The sequence below is a fragment of the Parasphingorhabdus sp. W113 genome, assembly GCF_055693205.1.
Window position 1 is genome coordinate 1,180,054 of sequence record NZ_CM146328.1, and the last position, 21,770, is coordinate 1,201,823.

Below are 21,770 nucleotides of genomic sequence, written 5' to 3' on the forward strand. Positions count from 1 at the left end.
GCCCATGACCGCTTTGCGCCAAATTGACACTGATGTCGCCGATTTCAAGCCGGCTCCGATCACGGATGCTGAAGGGGCGGCCTTGTTTCGGGCGGTTGTTAATCTGTTTGCCAAATGGCAGGTGACCGACGATCAGGCCGCGATCCTGCTTGATCTGCCGGTCCGCTCCTACCGGCGCTGGAAGGGTGGGCAGCTTGGCAGGATTGATCGGGACGGCAAGGCCCGGCTGTCCAATCTGGTCGGCATTCACAAGGCCTTGCGCACGATATTTCGAAACGCCCAGCGCGGCTATGCCTGGATACAGGCGCCCAACAAAGCGTTTCAGGGGCATTCGGCACTGGACATCATGCTCGGCGGAGAATTGACGGACCTGATGCGGGTGCGCCGCTATCTCGATGCAGAGCGCGGAGCCTGGTGATCGACCCGGCCGGAATCCCGGTCACGGATGTCCACTGGCAAGGGGCGGTCCGGATCATCCGCAGCATCTTTCCGCCGATTGATCTGTTTGAGGATATTGCCGATCCTGCAGACTGGGCTTTGCTGATCTCAGCCGAACAGAAGACCAATCCGAGGATCATGGAAACCATCGGAGATCTTGACCTTGTACCGGTTGATCGCCGGGTCAGCGGACCCGGTGCTTCCTATCTGATGGCTCCATTTACCCATGTTAGCCCGCAACGACCGTCGCGGTTTAGCGATGGTCGCTATGGCGCCCTTTATGCCGGGGAAACGTTTGAAGTGGCGTTGCTCGAGACCGTGCACCACCACGCCCTGTTCATGGCAAATACGGATGAAGATCCCGGGTGGACATCGCAATTCCGAGAATTGACCCTGGATGTCGATGCTGGGCTGCATGACATTCGCGGGCATCAAGCTGATCCGGCTGCACACGCGTCCGTCTTGTCGCCCGACAATTATGAACCCGGCCAACGGCTGGGATCCTCTCTACGCGCGCTTGGATCAGAAGGAATCGTCTATCCCAGTGTCCGTTGCGAGAAAGGGCAATGCGTGGCGGCCTTTTATCCGGATATCTGTTCCCATGTCTCACAGGGGCGTCATCTGGACTATCACTGGAATGGAGAACGGATCGATTATTATCGCGATCGTAGCGGTGGCGCGGTTTTTGCGATCAATTGATCGCTGATAATTGGCAATCCGCTAGTTTTCCTGCTGCGGCGTCCAAAGACGCTCCATTGTGAGATAAGTGAAAGAAGCGCTCCAGGCGATTAGCAGCAGGCCGGTCAACGCTTCGATACCGGCAACGATGCGCATCGCGCCTTCGGGTGTGATGTCGCCAATGCCGAGTGTCGTGTAAGAGGCGACCGAAAAGTAGAAATAGTCCGCTGGCGTGGACATGTGCGCGCCGGCCAGACTGCCGGCACCAGCCGCATCGATCGCCCAATAGGCGGTGGCAAAAAGTGTGATCTCGAGCAGATGGGTCGCGAATATCAGCGCCATGATCGCGAGTACCGGATAGCGTGTACTGGACTGAATTGCAGAGACTTTTCTGGCGGCCATCCGCAAAACCAAAAAATGCAGATACAAGCACATGGCTATGAGCAACGCCGATATCATCAACGGAATTAGATAATCCTGCATGCTCCTCGCTTCAAACTAAATGGCTATATTGTCAAGTTCCGACCGGTAGCCATCAAAGTTGTGCATTCGGACCCTGATTTGATCGCCATCGGAACCGTCCCGCTTTCCCGGGTGCCGAATGCGGGACGGCTATTCGTACGCCCGCTGCTAGGCCGCAGCGAGAAAATCACTCAACGCGTTGCGAACATCCGAAGGGTTTCGTGCTGGCGCGTCTTCGGCCAGGCGGGTCTCGATCTGTCTCGCTTTCTCGCCCAGTTCGGCTTCGCCAAAAAATGCTGCGCTGCCGGCATATTTGTGAAGCTGAGTCACGGCATCGTCCAGGCCATCAGGGGCCCAGTTATCTGCATTGAGAAGCGCGGCCAGACTGTCGAGTAATCTCGTTTTATGCTGCAGGAATTTTTTCTCCAGCGCATCGCTATAGGGCAAGTCCGATGGCTCAGAGACCGATTGTGGCGATGCTTGTTGGTCTTTTTTCACCCATGTTTCCAGCGCCACCCGCAACGTATCGAAGATTACCGGTTTGGCGATATGGTCCTGCATGCCGGTTTCCAAACAGCGTGTAACGTCTTCCGGATAAGCGTTGGCGGTAATGGCGAGGATCGGCAATTGCGTCTCGTTATAGCCACTTACGCGGATCGATCGGGTGGCTTCATAGCCGTCCATGACGGGCATTTGCAGATCCATCAGGACCAAATCATAAGGCGCGTTTTGCTGCACGGCGGCATCGACTTTCTCGATTGCTTCCTGGCCATTGACGGCCAGTGTAATGTCATAGCCCAGGCGTTTGACCATTTCGGAGATCAATATCTGATTGATATCATGATCTTCGACCAGCAGGATTTTACCAAGTCCTGGTCCGGCTTCCGGATGTTGAGTAGGGATCTGGTTTGATGTTGCGCTTTCGTCGCGATGTTGCACTTGTGCCAATTGAATATTACTCTTTTCTGCGGGGAAGTGGATGTGAAAGGCAGTCCCGCTTCCTTCGGTACTGCTGACGTCGATCGTCCCGCCCATGATCGAAATCAATTGTCTGCTGATGGTGAGGCCCAAGCCGCTGCCGCCGAACGTTTCGGACGTGTCGTTTGCGGCCTGCTCAAAGGGGGCAAATATGGCTTCCAGACGATCAGCCGCGATCCCGATTCCGGTATCCTCCACGCTGATATGGATCATCATATTGTCGGTTTGGTTTGGATCATCCTCAGCGCTTGCCTTGACGACGACCGATCCTTCGTCGGTAAACTTCACCGCATTGCCGAGCAGGTTGAGTATGATCTGACGCAAATGATGGCTATCTGCCAATACCAATTCGGGCATGCTGTCATCAATTTCGAGATGCAGGGCAATCTGCTTCTGATCGGCCGTCGGGGCCATGAGATCAACGCAGCTTCCAAGCACATGGCCGATTTCTATTGGTGTTTCTCGGGATTCGATCTGACCGGCTTCGACCTTTGAGATATCCAGAATATTGTTGAGCAGGCGCATCATCGCGTTGCCGGAATCGAGGATCATGCGGGCTTGCTTTTGCTGTTCGGCCGGCAGCGAGCTATCGAGCAGCAACTGGGTGAACCCCAGCACCCCGTTCATTGGCGTCCGAATTTCATGGCTCATGCTGGCGAGGAAACGGGTTTTTGCGTTTGCGGCTTTCTCCGCATCGACCCTTGCGGCAATCAGATTCCTCTCCATTTCCTTTCGCTCGGTTACATCCCGAATGCTGCCGACAATCCCAAGGAAAGTGGCGTCTTCATTAGGGAGGCTCGAAAAGCTCAGCTCGACATCAATCGCTGCACCGTTTTTATGTCGCAGCGAACCGGCAAAACTGGATTGGGGCAGGGTGCCCGAGCGGATCGATCGAACATAGCTGTCCAGTGACTGTGTGCCATTTTGGCAAAACAGTTCTGTCGCATGTTTGCCAAGGCTATCGTCCACCGAATAGCCGGTAAGCTTTTCCCAGGCCGGGTTCAGGAATTCCCACTCAAGGGCGCCGTTGGTCCGGAAAATCACTTCGTTCATGTTTTTCAGCATCGAACTGGATATTTCTCGATGCGTTTGCAGCGATTTGCGGATCTGCTCTTTTTCAGCAAGTATCGCAGAGGTTGGCATGCCGACCGCAAAACAGCTCAACAGAAATACCTGCAGCACGAATAATTTGGCCGTGAGCGACAAGTCCACGGCATAAAAGGGCCCGGTTTCAAATGCAGCAGCAAAGACCACAACAGCAGCGATGGATATGATTGACACCGCGGTTCCGGGCGTGCCGAGGCGCAACGCACTGAACAGGACCAATGGCGCAATCAGAAAGAATATCGGAAAGGTCAAAACGCCGAACAACATGATCGCACAGCCCAGATTGAATATCTGAATGAAAAACCACTCCAGCCGACTGGTGTTGAAAATGAGGCGTTTCTCAGCAGGCAAAGACGGGTTGGACTGTCTGGCGACATCGATCATCACCATCAATGCCGGACTCAGCAACAGCACGCCGAGGCCATCAGTTGAAGTCCATTTTAGCCAGGATAGCAAAAAGGACTGCCATCCGTCTGGGGACAGAAACACAGCCGCGAGAAAGCCTGATGCCAGCGGAGCAACAAGACCACCAACCAGGCAAAATTTGCCGAGCTCTGTCAGATTTTGCATATTGGGTCGCGGCAGCCCGAGCCGTCTTATCAGGTACCAGATCAAAATAATCTCAAACTGATTGACTGCGGCCAGACCAATGGCCCGCAACAGGGCGTCGCCGGCGATGAGATTGACCACAATATTGACGACAAAAGCGCCCGATAAATAAGTCGGAACGCGCCTGGACGGCGACCGCAATATGACCGCGACGAGAAAGGCATTGGCCAACCAGACAACTGCAATGCGGCTATCATCCCGCGTCAGATTGACGCCGCCCCACGCCAATATTCCGAATAGGCCGGAGATCAGCAAAAACATCCCGAAAACAGGAAGGCGGTTATCTATTCTGGCTGATGTCGTCATTCGTCCTCAATCGGCTGACCGTGGTCTGTCCATAAGTAAACGGATTAAGTGGGGGGTTTTTTAGGTTTGACAGCGGAAAACCACCAATCAGCAGGGAACCGCCGCCGCCCGTTCGGTATTAGACATCAGTTCGCACGCCAATGGCTGAAACCGCTTGACCATAGTGTATTATAGTATCAATACAGTAACTCAGTCAGATCAAGGGGATCGGGCAAGACAAGGAATTTTAGCGATGACTCGATCACAGAAACTCATGTCCGCTGCTGCGCTGGCCGTCGGCGGTGCTTCGGCTCCGCTTGCAGCAGGAGCAGGTGCGCTAGCTGAAACCGAAGAATCTGTTGCGGCTGATCTTGCGGCGCTCGATGCCCGGCTGTTCAAGGCGGCCTTTGAAGACTGCGACATGACGGTGCTGGAACAATTGCTGGCGGATGATCTGGAATTTTATCACGATCGGGATGGTCTGTCCTATACCACCGGAGCGGCGTTTATTGCGGATGTCGCGAGGGATTGCGCGAGCGGGTCTTCGGGCGGCAAACGGGTCCTGGTGCCCGGCAGCATGACCACCCATATGATCGGTGATTTTGGCGCGATGCAAATCGGCCGTCACGAATTTCACGAAGTGGTTCCCGATGGTCCGAGCATCGCGCGCGAAAAGGGCGTGTTCATGCATATGTGGAAACGGTCAGCGGCGAACTCCGCCGGCTGGCAGATCACCCGGATTATCAGCTATGACCACGAGGGGATCGAATAGCGGGGAGGGGGCGCACGCGGACGTCAGGACCCAATAAAAAGCCCTGCTGAATTGCTCCAGCAGGGCTTCGTAATAATGCTTTCTGATGGTTCAAGCGTAGCTGACTTTCACATTCGCTTTACGTTGACGACGCCGATTTGATCTCAGGGCTCCGCCAACGGCGCCAAAGCCAAAGATCATAAATGCCCAGGTTGCGGGTTCCGGAACTGCGCCCAGGGCCCCTGTCTCAAATCTTGTCTTCAAGCCCCAACCAGCCTGGCCGGTGCCATCGAAATTATGAGCGCGGCTGAAAATTCCGCCGGCATCCCCGTTAAAGGCCTGCAAAAAGGCCGTGCCACCACCAAGTCCGTCATTGCTTACATCGAGCAACAGGTTCCCTGCGAACGGGTCATAGTTAAAGGTGGAGCTGAACGCGAAGGTCAGTTCGCCAGCTCCGTTAAAGCTTGGCAACAAACCATCGAACAAAACGATATCGTCACCGCCAAGATTATTGTCGAAATTGACATTGTCGAGCCCGTCTACGGGCGCACCTGTAGTCGAGAGGCTGAGCGTGAAATTGCCATCGTTCGCGAGGCCATCAAAACCCGGAAATGTGAAAAACGTAATGCCAGTTATCGCCAGCGCACCGGAAAACTCGCCAGCATTGTAAACTTGTTGATAACGGGTACTTGGCCCGGTTCCAGCACATGTAAATGGAAAGCAATTCCCGCTGGTTGCGCCATCACCAATAACTTCTGTCGCATGAGCCGGCGTAGCAGCAAGTGCCAGCAAGCCGGCCGTGGCCGAAACAATCATCTTTTTCATAAGAAACCCCATTTTTCGCAACGTCGGTACAACCGCACCCACGCTTTGCATTATACGAACCCTAACAAACTGTTAACAGATATTGTTGTCGTGCACAATAAGATGTCTGCAGCAGCCTTTGCAGTGTCGTTTGCAAAGTGCATTCAGTCCGCGTGCAGGTTGAAAGCCAAGATTAGCGTCGCGTCTGCGAAATCCCGAAAGCGGACGTTGGCAAAACGTTCGCCAAAGACCGGAGGTTGTAAACCATGTGAATAACATCCACCTATTTAGAGATGAATGTTGCTTCCCTTCGGATCACAAATATCTGCCTGACTGGAATAGGCACCGCAGTTTTTGCAGCGTTGTTCTTGTACATCAATCTTGCTCCCGATGATTTTGGTCAACGAACCCGAGAGTTTGTGATTGAAAAAGTGAGTGACAGGGTCAGTGAATCAATCACCCATCCAAAACTGACTTCTGTGGCCGATACGGTGGCTTCAGCAGCGGAAAAAATATCACCCAACTTGAAATCAAAGTTGGGTGATATGGAGCAACAACTTGATGGCGGCATAGACATATTTGTTGCAGATATTCTGTCTGCAAACTGCAAACTGGACTGCGAACAAAGAGAAAAGGCGCGTATTGCGGTACGCAAATATTACGAAGTATCGATTGCACGATATGGCAATGCACTGGAGCGGGTCGAACAACTGGTGGTTGGCAGGTATGAAAACGTTATGGATGAGCTTCGCACTGATCTGAAGATATTTGCAGGCAGCAATGCGATCATGCTTGCTTTGGCTTTCATACTCTCCGTGTTTAAAGGGAAGGCAACAACGCATCTCGCTCCGATTTCGCTTCTATTGACCGCTAGTACCGCCTTCATGACCTTGTGGTACGTGCTTGGTCAAAACTGGGTAATGAATATTGTTTTCAGCGATTATTGGGGGTGGGGCTATTCTATTTTCATCTTTGTTATCGCTGCCTTCCTGCTGGATATCGCACTAAATGCAGCGCGCATCACAAGCGTGGTTTTCAATGCCTGTTCGAGTGCAGTCGGAAGCGCTTTCCAATTCGTTCCTTGCTAGCTTCCGCGATGTCCCGAGAGTGGTCGCAAGCTAAAGTCCCGCAAAAGCTGAATAAAACACTCCGACGGTTCGAAGGCGATTATCCTCAAAGGTCAGAGTGTAGATAATATACCCTCCGCCATTTGCGCGCAAAGCTATCCTGTTATCGTTAGCTAACGGCGGTCGATCTTGCTCCAGCAAATCCAGCCGACTAGCTTTTTCTATGACTTGATTCCGGCTTTCACCAATATGGAAAGAACCAACGGAACCTGAGGAGTAAGTCTTAGCAAAAGTCATTGGTCCATCATCAAACGAAAACCATGCCAATAGATCGGCTCGATCACGACCCAGTGTCTCTCTCGCGGTCAATGCAATGCCCACCAAGAAAATGATACCTAAAGCAAAGCACAAATTTCGACGGCGCATATCAAGCGTTTAGAGGAGAATATTGACACCCGCAATCGATCTAACTCCGGAACGTCACAATGGTTTCATTCCAGCGTCACCTTCCGCACCCAAAGCGGTCAGAACCCGATAAACAGCTAACGGTCCAAGAACTGTCACCCGCTCAACGATTCTTGTTGGCGTGGGAGGCGGACCGTCTTTCTAGCCGTCTGGGCGTTGAGGTAGTTGCATACTGTATTGGTACAGTGTTACAGTTTGCCCAGCTTAGAGGTCACGAGGAGAGTATCTGTGGACGGCGTTGTCGGGATCGTCGGCGTTTTGGCGCTGCTGATAGTCCCGGGCACATTGATTGGCATCGCCGATCGGAAAAACTTCTCCTTCACTTGGCTTCTTGTCGCTGCCGGGTTGGTTTTTCTTAACGATGCACTGCTCACGAACGCTTACGGTCTCATTCCAGATATCTTCCCGGATTCACAGTGGAACTGGCAAGGCAAAGTCTTCGCACTCGCATGCACATTGATCATTGCATCGCTTCCGGGCTTTGGGTGGCAGCGATCGGGACTGACTTTTAAACAGGCAGAAGGCAGTTTGAAGAGCTGCATTCCGCTCGCCATCGCCTATTGTTCCTTTTTCGTCGCCATTGCTTTTGCATTTCCCAACGATGGCGCATCGACGGAAACGATTATGTTCCAACTTACCATGCCAAGCTTCGAGGAAGAGCCCTTCTATCGGGGCATCGTTTTGTTGGCGCTTTATGAAGCCTACGCAGGCCGCGTTCGGAAGTTTGGCGTTGAGTGGGGGTGGGGCGCGATTTTATCCTGTCTACTTTTTGGTCTCGCCCATGCCTTTAGCTATTCTGACGGGAGCTTCGCCTTCGATCCGATCTATCTTGGCCTAACAGCAATCCCTTCCTTTCTCGCCGTGTGGATACGCCTGCGCACCGGCAGTCTGTTATTGCCGGTAATCTTGCATTCGGCGGGCAACTCCATTCCTCTCGCTATTTGATATCGATGACCAGCAGCTTTCGGTCGATGCGACAGCCCTATCTCGTATCCGCGTCGGTCGTTCGCCAGCCGTCCGTTGCCGCGACCTGATCCGCCAAGACCGGACTTTCTGCAATCGGCATAATGGCCACCTGTCTGAGATTGAGGCGCTTATCCGACCAACATCTGCCGCATTCCTAGTGTCCGCCTTTGCGCCCAAAGTGGACAATAATGTGGCGTCGATTTCGCCTTATCACGGGCGCAACAGTGCGACCGACTGGATCGTATCAATCGAACGCTACAATGAGTTAAAAAATTGGTCGGGACGAGAGGATTCGAACCTCCGACCCCCACACCCCCAGCTGATAAATGCGTGATATTTGTTGGGACGATTTGGTATGCTTTGGGACTATAAATTCAATAAAATCAAAAAGATAGGTTGATTTTGGTGTTCCCGTTTTGTACTCATTGATCCCGGCAGATTTCATCATTTTGCACTTACATTGCACTTACAGAAAAAGTGCGTGTGTTGAGATAGAAAGGAAATGGCCGTGCAAACTGCACTTACACAGACGGTTGTGGAACGTGCCAAATTGGCAAAAAGACCCTATGAAATAAGAGATAGCCGTTTGAATGGTTTTCTGGTTCGCGTGCAACCTTCGGGTGTAAAGTCATTCTACTGCGAATACGATCGCGGCAAGCGCTGGCGTCTTGGACGCGCAGATTCCATGGCCGTTGGACAGGCGAGAAATCAGGCGAAGCAAATAATTTCCCAATATCATTCCGGCATCGATCCAATGGACGAGAAAAGATCAAACGCGCAAGCAATCACGCTCGGTGAGTTTATCGACCTATTTTTCCAACCCTGGGCTCAATCTCATCAAAAGGCGCATGAGCAAAATATCAAGCGGATCCGGACAGTGTTCAAAGATTTTTTGAAACGAAAACTGGATGATGTGAGCGTTATTGATCTGGAACGCTGGAGGGCTAGCCGGATCGCTGTGGGCAACAAGACAACGACCATCAATCGTGACATTGCTTCCATAAAGGCAGTTTTCAACCGGGCGGTCGATTTTGAGATCATTGAGCAAAACCCAATTGCCAAAGTGAAAAAGGCAAGAGAGGATACAAGGCCGCGTGTTCGCTATCTCGATGATGAAGAGCTTGGGTCGCTGCTTGATGCACTAGATCGCCGCGAAGAGCGCCGTCGTGGCGAGCGGGATAGTGCAAACCGGTGGCGTAAAGAACGCGGATATCGTGCGCTTCCTAACCTGAACAAATATGCGTTCACCGATCACCTCAAGCCCATGATCTTACTATCACTCCATACCGGCATGCGGCGAGGGGAGATATTTGACCTCAAGTGGCAACATGTTGATTTCAGCGTGAGATCAATTGCTGTCGTTGGAGAAACGGCCAAGTCAGGAAAAACGAGGCATATTCCGATGAACCGGACGAGCTTCGACATTCTGTCTCGTTGGCAGAAACAATGCACCAAATCATCGGGCAGGGTGTTTAAAAATGCCGATGGCCACCGTTTCAACAATGTAAAAAGATCGTGGACAGCAATCTTGAAACAAGCAGGCATTGTCAATTTCCGTTGGCATGACATGCGGCATCATTTTGCATCACGCTTGGCTATGGCTGGCGTTGATTTGAATGCGATCAGGGAGCTGTTGGGGCATAGTGACTACGAAATGACGCTGCGTTATGCACATCTTGCACCAGAGCATAAGAGAAAGGCTGTTGAGTTGCTTGATTAGAGCATTTGATTATTTACTTTTTGGCCCCAATCCAGTCGACATCAATGCCGTCAACACCCGATTGAACGCCTTCAATTATCACTTCGGTACCGTCCTTCGGAATTTTCACATCCAGAAGATTCAGCCGCCAGACTTTCTCATCGGCGCACTTAAGCAAATGGCGGCGTTCGCCCTTTATCAATTGCCCGGTCAGCCGAAGGCGGTGTGAGTTTGAATGGTCCATGATCGTGCGCTCTCTGTCCTACAGTCGCGATTCTGTCCAGCGCGCAAGAACCTTCTTCACATAATCGCGGGTTTCCCGGTACCGGGGAATGCCTTTAGCTTTCAGCACCGCACCAGGTCCGGCATTATATGCCGCAAGCGCCAAGTGGACGCCGCCAAACTTATCGAGCATTTGCCTGAGGTAGCGCGCCCCTCCGTCAATATTTGCGGCAGGATCAAACCGGTTTTTTACGCCAAGGTCCGAAGCGGTCCCCGGCATAAGCTGCGTCAATCCACCGGCACCGGCAGAACTAACAGCCATCGGATTGTACCGCGATTCCTGCCAAATTAGCGCGTCGAGCAATCCAATGGGAAGCGCGTGCTTTCTTTCGGCTGCCCTGATGGAGCTAAAGTAAATAGTTCGCCTGGCCGAGGCTGTTCGGCTTAGCCGTGTACGTTTGCTCCGTTTTAAATTGGTTTTGGCTCCGTCGTTGACGGCCTGTGTTCTCGGGACTGATTGTATTGGATTTGCTGGCTGCCAGATTCCGTGTTGGAATAGCTGGAAATTTGAACGTTCGACGGTCTTTTGGCCATCTGTTTCCGGTGCAGGAGGTTCAACACTGTCAGATAAACTCACGTTTTGTGCCCATGCCGCGCTTCCGCACAACACAGCACCAACCACTCCTAATGATAGCATCTTTGCCAAATTTCATCTCCATCTTGCATCGAATCAAATGAGAACATAAAAAGAACATATAGCTGTAGGAAAGCGCTTTTTTACGTTTTGAAGAGAGGAGGCTGCCGGGAAGGGGAGAACTGGCACAGATACAAGGAACTCCTCGATGTCCCGTAACGTCCTAACTGATCCCAAGTCGTATCTGGAGAGAACTGCCAGACAGATTTGTGAAAAATTTTCAGGCTATTGGAAAAATGACAAAGGAATGTGCTGCTGCCCGGCCCATGATGATAATACACCATCACTTGGTGTGAGCATCGGCCGAAACGCGATTCTTTTCCATTGTTTTGCAGGCTGTCCGCAGAAAGATGTGCTCGCGGCACTTGAACGCCAAGGTGTTTCTACACGCAGTCTTTTTTGTGGCGGCTCTGCCTCAATTTCCTCAGCACCGCCCAAGGAGATTAAACCGAGCGCCAATGCACAGCGCCTCTGGCGGCAAGCTCGGCGCTTGTCGGGAAGCATTGCTCAAACCTATCTCCAAAAGCGCCTGATCAATATCACGTCTCCAGAATTGCGCTTCCTTGAGCGCACTCCGCTGGGACCAAAAGGCCATGTCCGTTTCCTACCAGCCATGCTGGCTGCGGTGCGCACGGACGCGGACATCATGGCCATTCACCGTACTTTCCTGCGTCCCGATGGTTCGAGTAAGGCTAAATTCAAGAAGCCCAAACGCGCGCTGGGATCGCTGGGCACGGGGGCTGTGCGCCTTTATCCGCCCGAAGATGGAGTCCTTGGATTAGCGGAAGGTACTGAGAGCGCAATATCCGCAACGCAGCTGACCGGTATCCCGACCTGGGCAACGCTCGGCAATGAGCGTTTTGGGATTGTGACCATTCCTGAAAGCGTGAAATTCTTGTATTTATTTGTCGATCATGACGCTGGCGGTGATCTTGCCGAAGCCAAGGCCTGCGAACATTTCCAGATGCCTGGCCGGTCGATAATACCGCGCCGACCATATCGGCGGGGCGATGACTGGAACGACGAGTTGTTCCGCATAACCGCTGCTGCTGGCTAACCCGCACCATCGTAAAATGAGAGGAAAGGGGGCTTTCCCCTTGTGCGCACAATAAGGCCGTTTCGGCTTTGTCCGTGCCCAACGGAGGAAAGCTATCATGACTTTACAAAATGCACAGTTGCAACTTGACGATGCTCAGAACCTGATGCCGGATATAGTGATCAAGGCCGCTCATAAAATAGCAGATCGTCTCGGAGCAGGCTTTCAAGTCACGCGAAAAGATATCAACGCGATATTTGAAAAACTAACCGGGAGCAGCGATGCAGCGGATGGCTGGTCGGTCAAGATGACCGGCTGCGCGATCGAGCTGGGCGAACTTCTACACCTTCGCGAACATTCCGGCATCTCGCCCAATTCCGATTTTGCGGAGGCCGAGAGATGCTTTGGGGCTGTTGAGCAGGCCCTTCCGCCTCAACATAATCGGCACGACGATCAAATCGCGCTCCAGCAATTTTCAACACCAGCCCGGCTTGCCTGGGCGATGGCCTTGGCTGCAGGTATAATGCCCGATGATATCGTTCTCGAGCCATCAGCCGGAACTGGACTCTTGGCCATCTGGCCGCACCTTGTCGGCGCGACGCTGATACTTAATGAAATCGACGACCTGCGCAGAGCGTGTTTAAGTGGGCTGTTCCCGAACGCCGCGCACTCATCCCATGATGGTGAGCTGATCGACGAACTGCTTCCACCCCGCCACAATCCAAATCTTGTGCTAATGAACCCGCCATTTGCGCAAAGCGCAGAGCGGGGCAAGGATGGTCGCGCAGCCCTGCGGCACTTGCACTCTGCCTGGCGGCGGCTGGCGACAGGTGGACGGCTTATCGCGATCATGCCCGAAGGTTTTGATGCGGCCAAATTTGCCAAAAATGATGCTTCATCCTGCGCTTTGCGTTTGGATGCGCGTATCGTGCGATCCTTTGCGCGCCGGGGAACGGGCGTCACTGTGCGTCTGGTGGTTTTCGATAAAATTGCTACCCAACAATACGCAGTTCCAATCGACATCGACGATTTCGAAGGCTTGTGCGAGGTGTGCCGTGCTTTACCCGAGCGCGCCGCTTCTCAATCAGCGGTGCTGACATCCAGGCCCAAGGCAAAACCGCTTGCGCTAATATTGAACAACAATTTGCAACGCCCCGTCGCGCCCGCCTCAAAGCCCTTCTCTGGCACGCCGATATCAGAAAAGCTGGTTTTTGAGGTGCTGGAGGATGTGGCACCAACGCCGGAGCAAAAAGGCATTTACCTGGCCTATCGTCCCAGCCGCATTGCCATCGACAACGCCCCCGTCCATCCGACCCCGCTGGTGGAATCGGTTGCGATGGGATCAGTTGCTGCGCCGGTCCCCGAACATCAGCCGGTTGTTCCAGCAGACTGGAGAAAGAAAAAGCTTCTTTCGGACGCGCAGTGCGAAACGCTCATTTATGCGGTAAATGCCTTCGCTCGTGATTTGCCCGGAACTTACAAGCCGATCAATGAGGGAGCCGGGCTGGAGCCATCCGAAGATGGTTTTCGATACCGGACGGGATTTTTTCTGGGAGACGGAACCGGCGCGGGCAAGGGCCGCGAGATTGCCAGCGTCATCATGGACCGGTGGCTGCAGGGTCATTGCCGCCATATCTGGATCACCAAGAACGAAGCCTTGCTCGAGGATGCCCGCCGGGACTGGTCCGCGCTTGGCGGCTTGCCGCTTGATATCCAGTCGCTTTCGAACTGGAAGCTGGGAAAGCCGGTTTCCATGTCCGACGGGATATTGTTCGTCACCTATCCCACGCTGCGTTCGGGCCGGATGGATACAACAAGGCTTGCTCAGATATTGGAATGGGCAGGGGGCGAGTTTGACGGCGTTGTCGCTTTCGATGAGGCCCATGCGATGGCGAATGCACTGGGAGGAACGGGAAGCCGCGGCAAGGTCAAGGGATCGGAACAGGGCATGGCAGGCCTGCGCCTCCAAAATCTTCTTCCCCGCGCGAGAATATTATATGCATCAGCTACTGGAGCTTCGGATATTGCCAATCTTGGTTATGCAGCGCGCCTCGGATTGTGGGGTCCGGAAACGGCCTTTCCCAACTATGATAAGTTTTTGAGCGACATTCGCGCTGGCGGCATATCTGCAATGGAACTGGTTGCGCGCGATCTGAAATCGCAGGGGCTCTATCTGGCGCGTGCATTGTCTTTTGCGGGCGTTGAATATGAGATTTTGGAGCATGCGCTGTCTGAGGATCAGATTTCCATATATAACGAATATGCAGCGGCCTGGGCGATTATTCACAAAAATCTCGAGGCGGCGCTCGAAGCCACGCGGATAGTCGATGAGGATAGCGGCGACACGCTCAACCGCAACGCCAAAGCGGCAGCGCTTTCGATATTCGAAGGCACCAAACAGCGCTTCTTCGCGCAGCTATTGCTATCGATGAAATTGCCCAGCCTGCTTCCGGCTATTGAGCAGGCACTGGAAGAAGGGCATTCCGCCGTTGTGCAGCTGGTATCGACGGCCGAGGCCATGCTTAACCGCAGGCTTGCCGATCTCAGCGCTGAAGAACGCGAGCAGTTGGATATTGATTTATCCCCGCGCGAATATGTCATCGACTATCTCGCCAAAAGCTTTCCAGTCCGGCTCATGCAGGTTTTTCGTGATGATGACGGCAATTTGCGTTCAGAGCCGATGTCCACCAGCGACGGTCATCCGGTCCTTTGCCCGCGCGCGGTTCAGGCAAGAGATGCGATGATTGAAAAACTCTGCGCGCTTCCTCCGATATGGGCTGCATTGGATGCAGTGATCGAACGTTTTGGAACAGATCATGTGGCCGAAGTGACCGGTCGAACCCGCAGGCTTATCGGCGGCAGCGACGGACGGCAGCGCCTCGAACGCCGCACGGCGCGATCGAATTTAATCGAAGCCCAGAGTTTCATGGACGGAGAAAAACGCGTGCTGGTCTTTTCCGACGCGGGCGGGACAGGCCGGTCCTATCATGCAGATCTGGACGCACAAAACCAGCAGCGCCGTGTGCATTTCCTGCTCGAACCGGGATGGCGGGCGGACAATGCCATTCAGGGCCTCGGTCGCACCAACCGCACCAATCAGGCATCCGCGCCGCTTTTTCGGCCCGTTACCACCGATGTCAAAGGCGAGCGGCGGTTCATCTCCACTATCGCCCGGCGGCTCGATAGCCTTGGCGCTCTGACACGCGGGCAACGGCAGACCGGCGGGCAGAACCTGTTCGATCCGGCTGATAATCTGGAAAGCGAATATGCCCGAGATGCGCTCACAAGCTGGTTTCACCTGCTTTATGAAGGCAAGCTGGAAGCAGTGTCCCTGGATAAATTTCAGGATGTCACAGGTCTCAAACTTGAAACACCTGACGGTGATCTCGTTGAGAAACTGCCAACCATCCAGCGCTGGCTAAACCGGATACTGGCGCTGCCCATCGCTTTGCAGAATGCGATATTTGACGAATATCTGGCGCTGATCGAAGCGCGCGTCGAAGCGGCGCGCGAAGCGGGAACTCTGGACCTGGGCGTTGAAACCATTGCCGTCGATGAATTCAAGATCATTTCGGACAAGCTTTTGCGAACCGACAGCATCTCCGGAGCAACCACGCATCTTGTCACGCTGGAAACCCGGCGCCCGCTCAAACCGGTCAGCTTCAAAAGATTGTACAAACTCCATGATTTTAGCTCGCCGACTGTCCATTTGCTTTGCAATGCGCGTTCCGGCCGTGTGGCCTTGTCGGTTCCGACCCGGCGTATGATCACCGACAAGGGTGAGACTATCGAACGCCGCCGCCTTATCAGACCGCTAAAATCGGCAAACTGGACGCTTGACGCATTATCGGAAAGCCTTTGGCAGCAGACCGATTTCAAAAGCTTTCGAAAATGCTGGCTGGAAGAGGAAGAAAAGGCGGGATCAGAAATCGCCCGCGAGCGCGTTCATCTTGCCACTGGGCTGCTCCTTCCTGTCTGGAACAAGATTCCAGGGGAGATTGTCCGTGTCACGCGGATTGCCGCGAGCGACGGACGTTCGATCATCGGCCGCGAAATTTCCGAGCTCGACATGCCCGATCTTGCACACGCCTTTGGTCTCGATCTCGAGCATGCGGTTGACCCATCCAGGATTGCGAAAATGGTGATGCAAAGCGGAAAGGCGCTAGCCTTCCAAACCCAAGATAACCTCATGGCGAAACGCTCGCTGGTCAACGGCAGCCAGCGACTGGAGCTCACGGGTTTTTCTGCCGAGCGTCTGGCCTGGTATAAATCCAAGGGCTGCTTCACCGAGATCATCCGCTATCGCACGCGGCTTTTTGTCCCTGTGAATGAAGCATCGCAGATACTGGATAAACTGGCGGCCTGAGCACTCCAGCGCTCTTCAAAATTTCAAGCCGCCCGCAAGCCAACCCGTGACTCCTGAAAATGAGAGGGGAGGAGGCTTGCCCTGTCTTGAACCCGGTTTTGGCGATGGTCGCCTGAAACCGATGGTTCGATTAATCAGGAGAAAGAACATGCTTAAATCCATTCCGCTCAACAAACTGGTGCCGTCGAAAAAGAATGTGCGCAAACGCAGCGACCCTGCGGCCGATGCCTGGCTGAAGGCTGATATCGCCGCAAGAGGGTTGCTTCAAAATCTCGTCGTTAACGCGCTTCCCCGCCGCAAATATGAAGTCACAGCAGGTGGCCGGCGGCTCAAGGCATTGAAAGCGCTTTCCAAGAGCAAGGCGATCAAGAAGAACGAGCCGATCACATGCCTGATCAAAAACGGCGAGGCGCATGAAATCCGCGAAATCAGCCTTGCGGAAAACTTTCAGCGGGCAAAACTCAACCCCGCCGATGAAGCCGAAGCATTTCAAGACATTATAAATGACGGCGCAAGCGTCGAAGATGTCGCCATTCGTTTTGGCCAAACCGTTCGCTTTGTCGAAGGACGGCTGCGTCTGGCCGAGCTCGCCCCGGTCGTCTTCGAAGCCTTGGCCAGCGGCGATATCACGCTTGATTTTGCTAAAGCCTATGGCGCGACCTCGAATATTGAACGCCAGGCCCAGGTGTTCGAGGAAGTGTCGGGAGGATATTATGGCGTCAATGCCGACAGCATCCGGCGCATGGTTCTGGACGCTACTGTCCGGGCCAGCGATCCGCGCGCGGTTCTGGTCGGGCGCGATGCCTATCTTGAAGTAGGCGGCAAGATTGACCGGGAACTCTTCGATGATGATGAGAGCGAAAGCTGGGTTGATGTTGCGCTGCTTGAACGATTGGCGACCGAGAAAATGGAATGGCGGGCTGATGAAGTCAAAGACGAGCACGGCCTCGCCTGGGTGAGACCGACGCTCGATTGTTATGTCTCGCACGAGCTCATCGAAGGATTGAACCGGCTTCCTACCGAGCTCGAACCGCTCAGCGAAGAAGCAGTAGCGCGGCTTTCCGAACTGGAGGCCCAATATGACAATCAGGCCGCCATCCTAGAAGATGAAGACAGCAGCGAAGACGATGTGATTGCGGCTGAAAATCGCCTTTCGGAAATTGAGCAGGAAATGCGCACGCTGAATGACCGCAAACCCGTTCTGGCCGATGAGTATCGCAGCGAAGCGGGCGCGTTTCTGGTGCTTGGTAACGACGGGGTACCAGCATTGGTTCCGCAATATTATATCGAAAAGGCGGATGTCGGTCACGAAGATGAGGGCGTCGAACTGGTCGAGGAAGGGGCCTCGCCCAAACCCAAACGCGCGGCGCTTTCGAAACGCCTGGTTGATGAACTGGCGATGCAGCGCCGCGATATCCTGTCGCTTCACGTCGCGAGCGATCCTGCCCTCGCGCTCGACTTTATGATCTTCACGCTTGCAGATAGCGACAGCCATGACTGGCGGGCACAGGAGGCATCGACGCTGAAAGGCCCGGTTGCGCATGGGCCTGCGCATGATTTTGAAGCAAAGGATGCACCGGCAAGCGCAGCCTTGGTGGAGCTTCGCACATCGCTCGATGAAAGCTGGAAATCGGGCACGACCGATGTCGAGCGTTTCATGGCGTTTAGGCAGCTCAGCGATGATGCGCGCAGCGCCTGGCTCGGCCATGTCGTTTCGCGAACGCTTATTGCCAGTCTTAATGTTGAAGGCGACCGGCAAGTCTCGCTACACGATTATCTCGGGCGCGTGCTGGAAATCGACATGGCGGCCTGGTGGCGCCCGACTGCGACCAATTATTTTGACCGTGTGCCCAAGGCAAAAACGCTTGCCGGTATGGAAGAAGTTGGCGGTGTGGAAATGTCAAACCGCTATGGCGCATCCAAAAAGGCCGATCTTGTAGCAACTGCCGAGCGCATCTTCTCCGGAAACTTCATTGCAGAGGCTGAAGTGAAACAAACAGCCGCCGGGTGGGTTCCTGACGCAATGCGCTTTGCAGACCCGCTAAAGGCTGACGAGGCATTGAAAGATGATGCTTCGGAAACCGGCACGTCGGAAGAAGCGCCCGAGATAGCTGACAAGGCTGCCTGATCCTCCTCCTGACAGGTAGTCTTCTGGCTGAAGCGGCTTGCCTCTCTAGGCAAGCCGCTTCTTTTTATCTCGCATTTGTTGCCAGACTTTTTATTGGTTGAGCGTCTCTTCAAGTTTGGAAAGTCCATCCACTAGCTCTTCGAAACTCGGCGGCTCCTCCATGAACATTTCTGACATATCGGCGTAATCTTGTTTGAGTTTCGTAAGGATTTCTTGACCAGGGATGAGGCGCAAAGATCCTGCGATGGCCGTCTCGTAGGAAGCTTTATTGTCAGCAAACATCAGGCTTTTGTTGCGCACGACTTTTTCAAGAAGGTCCAAATTTTCGCAAGCCTCTTCAACTATTCCAGATTGGCTCAGCATTAGAGTATCGTAATAGTGGCGAGACATCCCATCGCGCAGTTTGGAATTATGATGAAGGGCATGAAGAATTGTTACTTTTTCCCAGAAGGTTCGGATCACGGAAAGAGTAGGAACGTCGCAGATTGCATCCGGTAGTTCTTCACGGAATACCGCAGCCAGATAGGGGGAAATCGCCTTTATCTCGCTTGGTTCCGGGTCTCCCCGCGCACCAAATTCGAGCTTTATGCGGGGTTTGATATAGGCATCATTATGCCCGTTTTCTTCTTTGCCCGCCAGTTTCGGATAAATGAACAAAAGTGTTTGTGCCTCCTGGTCTTCAGGGTCAATCAACACTTCCCATCCTTCAGATGTTTCGAGCGCGTCCTTTATTTCGCTGATGAGGGCTGGCATGACGATGGTCCCGACGTATTTCTGCGCCGCTTCTTTTAGTGCCGTGATACGGCGCCCACGCTCCTTGCCGCTTATATCTTCCTCCATGGGCGAATTTATCTCGCAGATCAGCGGCGCTTGCCGGTTAATTGTGAGGTCGACATCTTCGGAAAAGCGATGAATTATATTGTAGGCTTTTGAGAGAGAAGTACCGCCTTTGAAGGTAAAATGTCCGTGCAGTTCCTTTGAATTCATCAGCCGCCGCAATGTCCAACAGACCCAAAAGTCCTTTTCAATAATGGTCGTGGTAAGTTCGAGCCTGTTTGCCGCCTCGTCAATGAAGACGCGCCGGTCTTCTGGCTGTCTGCGGGCAAACTCATCCATGTCTGACACTATCTATCTTCAATACCAGATCGCCCATCCATCCCGGCATTTGTGGCCGTGATCTGGAAAGAGTTTTCATGTCCCGATCATCAAGGCGGCTCGCTAAGCTGCGGATCAAATCCGCATCAACATTGTCTTTGCCGATATGGGAAATTACCTGCAAAACCGAATTCGCACGATCAGTTGCACCCGCAAGGAGCGGCGCGCGCGCATGTTTTAGAGCCAAGGTCCGGCCCGCTACTTTCTTTACGCGAGATGGACCGCTAGTCGCATAGGTGGGTTTGGCTGGGATTTGTGTGGACAGGCCAAGACGGTTTGCGGCCGTTGCGCCTGACGCAAAGACCTTGTCGCCGCTCTGGCTCGAGACAGCCTGGGCAAGCTTATCCGCATCCGGACTGAGAACGCCCAGCTTATCGTGAACCTTCGGGTAATCGTAGAGGCCGCGTCCAATACGTCTGATCACACCTGATTGAACGAGCCGTGACAGGGCCATGTCGACGGAACCCCGCGTGCCGAAGTCAATAAGGTCTTTAGGTGTAAAGACCCATCCCCGGCCTTTTCCGCGCACACGTTTCATAATTTTATCAGCTACAGCAGACATTGCTCCATCCTTTTATTTGTTAGATAATAACACATATATATCTAACAAGCAATTGGTTAAAAAGTGAACAAAAAAGCTGGATTATTAATACTTACAAGGAATTGTTAGAAAGATAGTGCCTTTCTCTACAAATGCAAGATGAGAGGATGGTTGGGAGCCATCTTTGGAACGTTCTTGGTACCCGACTCTCGACCTCCTGCAGGGAGCCTAGAAGAGGAGAGGGGCTGTTTTCTGGATGTCTCAGCAAATTTCGCTGCGTTCATTCAGGAGAAGACACATGCCCTCAAAATCATATCGTTCACCGTCCCGTTCGCCTCGAATATCCCCCGCTGCCAGAATAACGAATGCCATCATTGAAAAACTGGAAGCTGGAGCAAAACCTTGGGTGCAGCCGTGGCGCGGTCTCCCGGTATCACGTCCCCTGCGCAGTTGTGGAACGCCCTATCGCGGCATGAATGTCTTCTGGCTTTGGATGATGGCGCAGGAAAACGGCTTCAGCTCTCCATACTGGATGACCTACCGGCAATGCACTGCGCTCGGCGGTCAGGTTCGCAAAGGCGAAAAGTCGACCATTGCCATATTTTATAAGAGCTACACCAAGGAAGTCGAAGCTACGGATCAAGTTGACCCGCAAGAAGAAACCCGCCGGGTTCTGAAATCCTATGCCATTTTCAATGCCGATCAGTGCGACGGCTTACCCGCACGCTATTATCCCAAGGAGGAATTATGCGATGTTGAACCGGAAGGGCGAATGAAAAAACTGGATCAGTATTTTGAGCGCATCGGAGCAAATATTCGGGAATTTGGCAGCAGTGCTTACTATGAGCCTATCGCTGATCGCATTACCATACCGCCTGCCAGTCTGTTTGATGGATATGACCATTACTATGCAACGCTCTCACATGAACTCTCACATTGGACCGGACATAAGTCGCGTTTGGACCGTGATCTCAAAAACCGCTTTGGCAGCGCAGCATATGCCGCCGAAGAGCTGGTCGCCGAACTTTCTAGTGCCATACTCGGATCAGAATTGGGTCTTCCTGTCGCGCATCTGGACAGCCATGCCAGCTATATCGCGCATTGGCTCAAGTTGCTCAGGAAAGATGACCGGGCAATGCTCACGGCAGCAGCACGGGCCGAAGAGGCCTCGAACCTGCTTCTATACCTTTGCGGGCATGAATCTCAAGAATGCTGTAATGTCTCTGAAGACTTTGCCGATGCAGCCTAGAGCGCGCGAATTTGCTGACCAAAAATAGCCAAATTTCCCGTTTGTACTGGCTCAATGTCTCCATATTCCC

General features: G+C 53.3%; 18 protein-coding genes. 10 read left to right on the plus strand and 8 right to left on the minus strand.

Going from position 1 to position 21,770, the window contains the following annotated elements; translation table 11 throughout:
- The first annotated feature begins 4 nt into the window (after window positions 1–4).
- A complete protein-coding gene (locus ACZ1GS_RS05615; RefSeq protein ID WP_472697508.1) occupies window positions 5–418 on the plus strand; it encodes an MbcA/ParS/Xre antitoxin family protein in 414 nt (137 codons plus the stop codon).
- Window positions 415–1,137: an RES family NAD+ phosphorylase gene (locus tag ACZ1GS_RS05620; protein WP_472697509.1), complete on the plus strand. Its 723-nt coding sequence runs from the start codon at window positions 415–417 to the stop codon at window positions 1,135–1,137. Before ACZ1GS_RS05615 ends, ACZ1GS_RS05620 begins: the two co-directional genes overlap by 4 nt.
- 21 nt (window positions 1,138–1,158) lie before the next feature.
- Here ACZ1GS_RS05620 and ACZ1GS_RS05625 read toward each other — a convergent pair whose 3' ends face one another.
- Both ACZ1GS_RS05625 and ACZ1GS_RS05630 read right to left on the minus strand, forming a co-directional pair.
- Window positions 1,159–1,518 (minus strand): ion channel, encoded by a 360-nt coding sequence (locus ACZ1GS_RS05625; protein WP_472697510.1) that lies wholly within the window; start codon window positions 1,516–1,518, stop codon window positions 1,159–1,161.
- 228 nt (window positions 1,519–1,746) lie between these two features.
- Window positions 1,747–4,527, minus strand: coding sequence for an MASE1 domain-containing protein (locus tag ACZ1GS_RS05630; protein ID WP_472697511.1), 2,781 nt, complete (start codon window positions 4,525–4,527; stop codon window positions 1,747–1,749).
- A gap of 283 nt (window positions 4,528–4,810) precedes the next feature.
- Here ACZ1GS_RS05630 and ACZ1GS_RS05635 point away from each other — a divergent pair, with 283 nt between their 5' ends.
- Window positions 4,811–5,329, plus strand: a complete 519-nt coding sequence (locus ACZ1GS_RS05635; RefSeq protein ID WP_472697512.1) for a nuclear transport factor 2 family protein — start codon at window positions 4,811–4,813, stop codon at window positions 5,327–5,329.
- A gap of 90 nt (window positions 5,330–5,419) precedes the next feature.
- On the opposite strand, the gene ACZ1GS_RS05640 is transcribed toward ACZ1GS_RS05635, so the two are convergent.
- Entirely contained in the window at window positions 5,420–6,133 is a 714-nt protein-coding gene (locus ACZ1GS_RS05640; protein WP_472697513.1) for a PEPxxWA-CTERM sorting domain-containing protein, read from the minus strand.
- 347 nt (window positions 6,134–6,480) lie between these two features.
- On the opposite strand from ACZ1GS_RS05640, the gene ACZ1GS_RS05645 reads away from it, so the two are divergent.
- Complete coding sequence (locus ACZ1GS_RS05645; RefSeq protein ID WP_472697514.1) at window positions 6,481–7,200, plus strand: hypothetical protein; 720 nt, start codon at window positions 6,481–6,483, stop codon at window positions 7,198–7,200.
- A gap of 30 nt (window positions 7,201–7,230) precedes the next feature.
- Here ACZ1GS_RS05645 and ACZ1GS_RS05650 read toward each other — a convergent pair whose 3' ends face one another.
- Window positions 7,231–7,563, minus strand: coding sequence for a hypothetical protein (locus ACZ1GS_RS05650; RefSeq protein WP_472697515.1), 333 nt, complete (start codon window positions 7,561–7,563; stop codon window positions 7,231–7,233).
- A 309-nt stretch (window positions 7,564–7,872) separates the two neighbouring features.
- Here ACZ1GS_RS05650 and ACZ1GS_RS05655 point away from each other — a divergent pair, with 309 nt between their 5' ends.
- Both ACZ1GS_RS05655 and ACZ1GS_RS05660 read left to right on the plus strand, forming a co-directional pair.
- The gene (locus tag ACZ1GS_RS05655) at window positions 7,873–8,589 is read left to right on the plus strand and encodes a CPBP family intramembrane glutamic endopeptidase, BDIM_20840 family (RefSeq protein ID WP_472697516.1); all 717 of its coding nucleotides are present in this window, start codon (window positions 7,873–7,875) and stop codon (window positions 8,587–8,589) included.
- 529 nt (window positions 8,590–9,118) lie between these two features.
- On the plus strand, window positions 9,119–10,330 hold the full coding sequence (locus tag ACZ1GS_RS05660) for a phage integrase (RefSeq protein ID WP_472697517.1): 1,212 nt from the start codon (window positions 9,119–9,121) through the stop codon (window positions 10,328–10,330).
- Between the two features lie 13 nt (window positions 10,331–10,343).
- Here the strand turns inward: ACZ1GS_RS05660 and ACZ1GS_RS05665 are convergent, their stop codons facing one another.
- Window positions 10,344–10,553, minus strand: coding sequence for a DUF5818 domain-containing protein (locus ACZ1GS_RS05665; protein WP_472697518.1), 210 nt, complete (start codon window positions 10,551–10,553; stop codon window positions 10,344–10,346).
- 18 nt (window positions 10,554–10,571) lie between these two features.
- A complete protein-coding gene (locus ACZ1GS_RS05670) occupies window positions 10,572–11,228 on the minus strand; it encodes a lytic transglycosylase domain-containing protein (protein WP_472698070.1) in 657 nt (218 codons plus the stop codon).
- Window positions 11,229–11,373: 145 nt separating this feature from the next.
- Here ACZ1GS_RS05670 and ACZ1GS_RS05675 point away from each other — a divergent pair, with 145 nt between their 5' ends.
- The 3 genes from ACZ1GS_RS05675 (at window position 11,374) to ACZ1GS_RS05685 (ending at window position 18,755) form a co-directional block, all read left to right on the plus strand.
- Window positions 11,374–12,282, plus strand: coding sequence for a DUF7146 domain-containing protein (locus ACZ1GS_RS05675; RefSeq protein ID WP_472697519.1), 909 nt, complete (start codon window positions 11,374–11,376; stop codon window positions 12,280–12,282).
- 97 nt (window positions 12,283–12,379) lie between these two features.
- Window positions 12,380–16,627, plus strand: coding sequence for a strawberry notch-like NTP hydrolase domain-containing protein (locus ACZ1GS_RS05680; RefSeq protein ID WP_472697520.1), 4,248 nt, complete (start codon window positions 12,380–12,382; stop codon window positions 16,625–16,627).
- A 148-nt stretch (window positions 16,628–16,775) separates the two neighbouring features.
- Complete coding sequence (locus ACZ1GS_RS05685) at window positions 16,776–18,755, plus strand: ParB/RepB/Spo0J family partition protein (protein WP_472697521.1); 1,980 nt, start codon at window positions 16,776–16,778, stop codon at window positions 18,753–18,755.
- A 90-nt stretch (window positions 18,756–18,845) separates the two neighbouring features.
- On the opposite strand, the gene ACZ1GS_RS05690 is transcribed toward ACZ1GS_RS05685, so the two are convergent.
- Together ACZ1GS_RS05690 and ACZ1GS_RS05695 are read right to left on the minus strand one after the other, a co-directional pair.
- On the minus strand, window positions 18,846–19,871 hold the full coding sequence (locus ACZ1GS_RS05690; RefSeq protein WP_472697522.1) for a nucleotidyl transferase AbiEii/AbiGii toxin family protein: 1,026 nt from the start codon (window positions 19,869–19,871) through the stop codon (window positions 18,846–18,848).
- A complete protein-coding gene (locus ACZ1GS_RS05695) occupies window positions 19,864–20,472 on the minus strand; it encodes a DUF6088 family protein (RefSeq protein ID WP_472697523.1) in 609 nt (202 codons plus the stop codon). The genes ACZ1GS_RS05690 and ACZ1GS_RS05695 overlap by 8 nt, the downstream gene beginning before the upstream one ends.
- 277 nt (window positions 20,473–20,749) lie before the next feature.
- On the opposite strand from ACZ1GS_RS05695, the gene ACZ1GS_RS05700 reads away from it, so the two are divergent.
- The gene (locus ACZ1GS_RS05700) at window positions 20,750–21,700 is read left to right on the plus strand and encodes an ArdC family protein (RefSeq protein WP_472697524.1); all 951 of its coding nucleotides are present in this window, start codon (window positions 20,750–20,752) and stop codon (window positions 21,698–21,700) included.
- Window positions 21,701–21,770 lie beyond the last annotated feature (70 nt).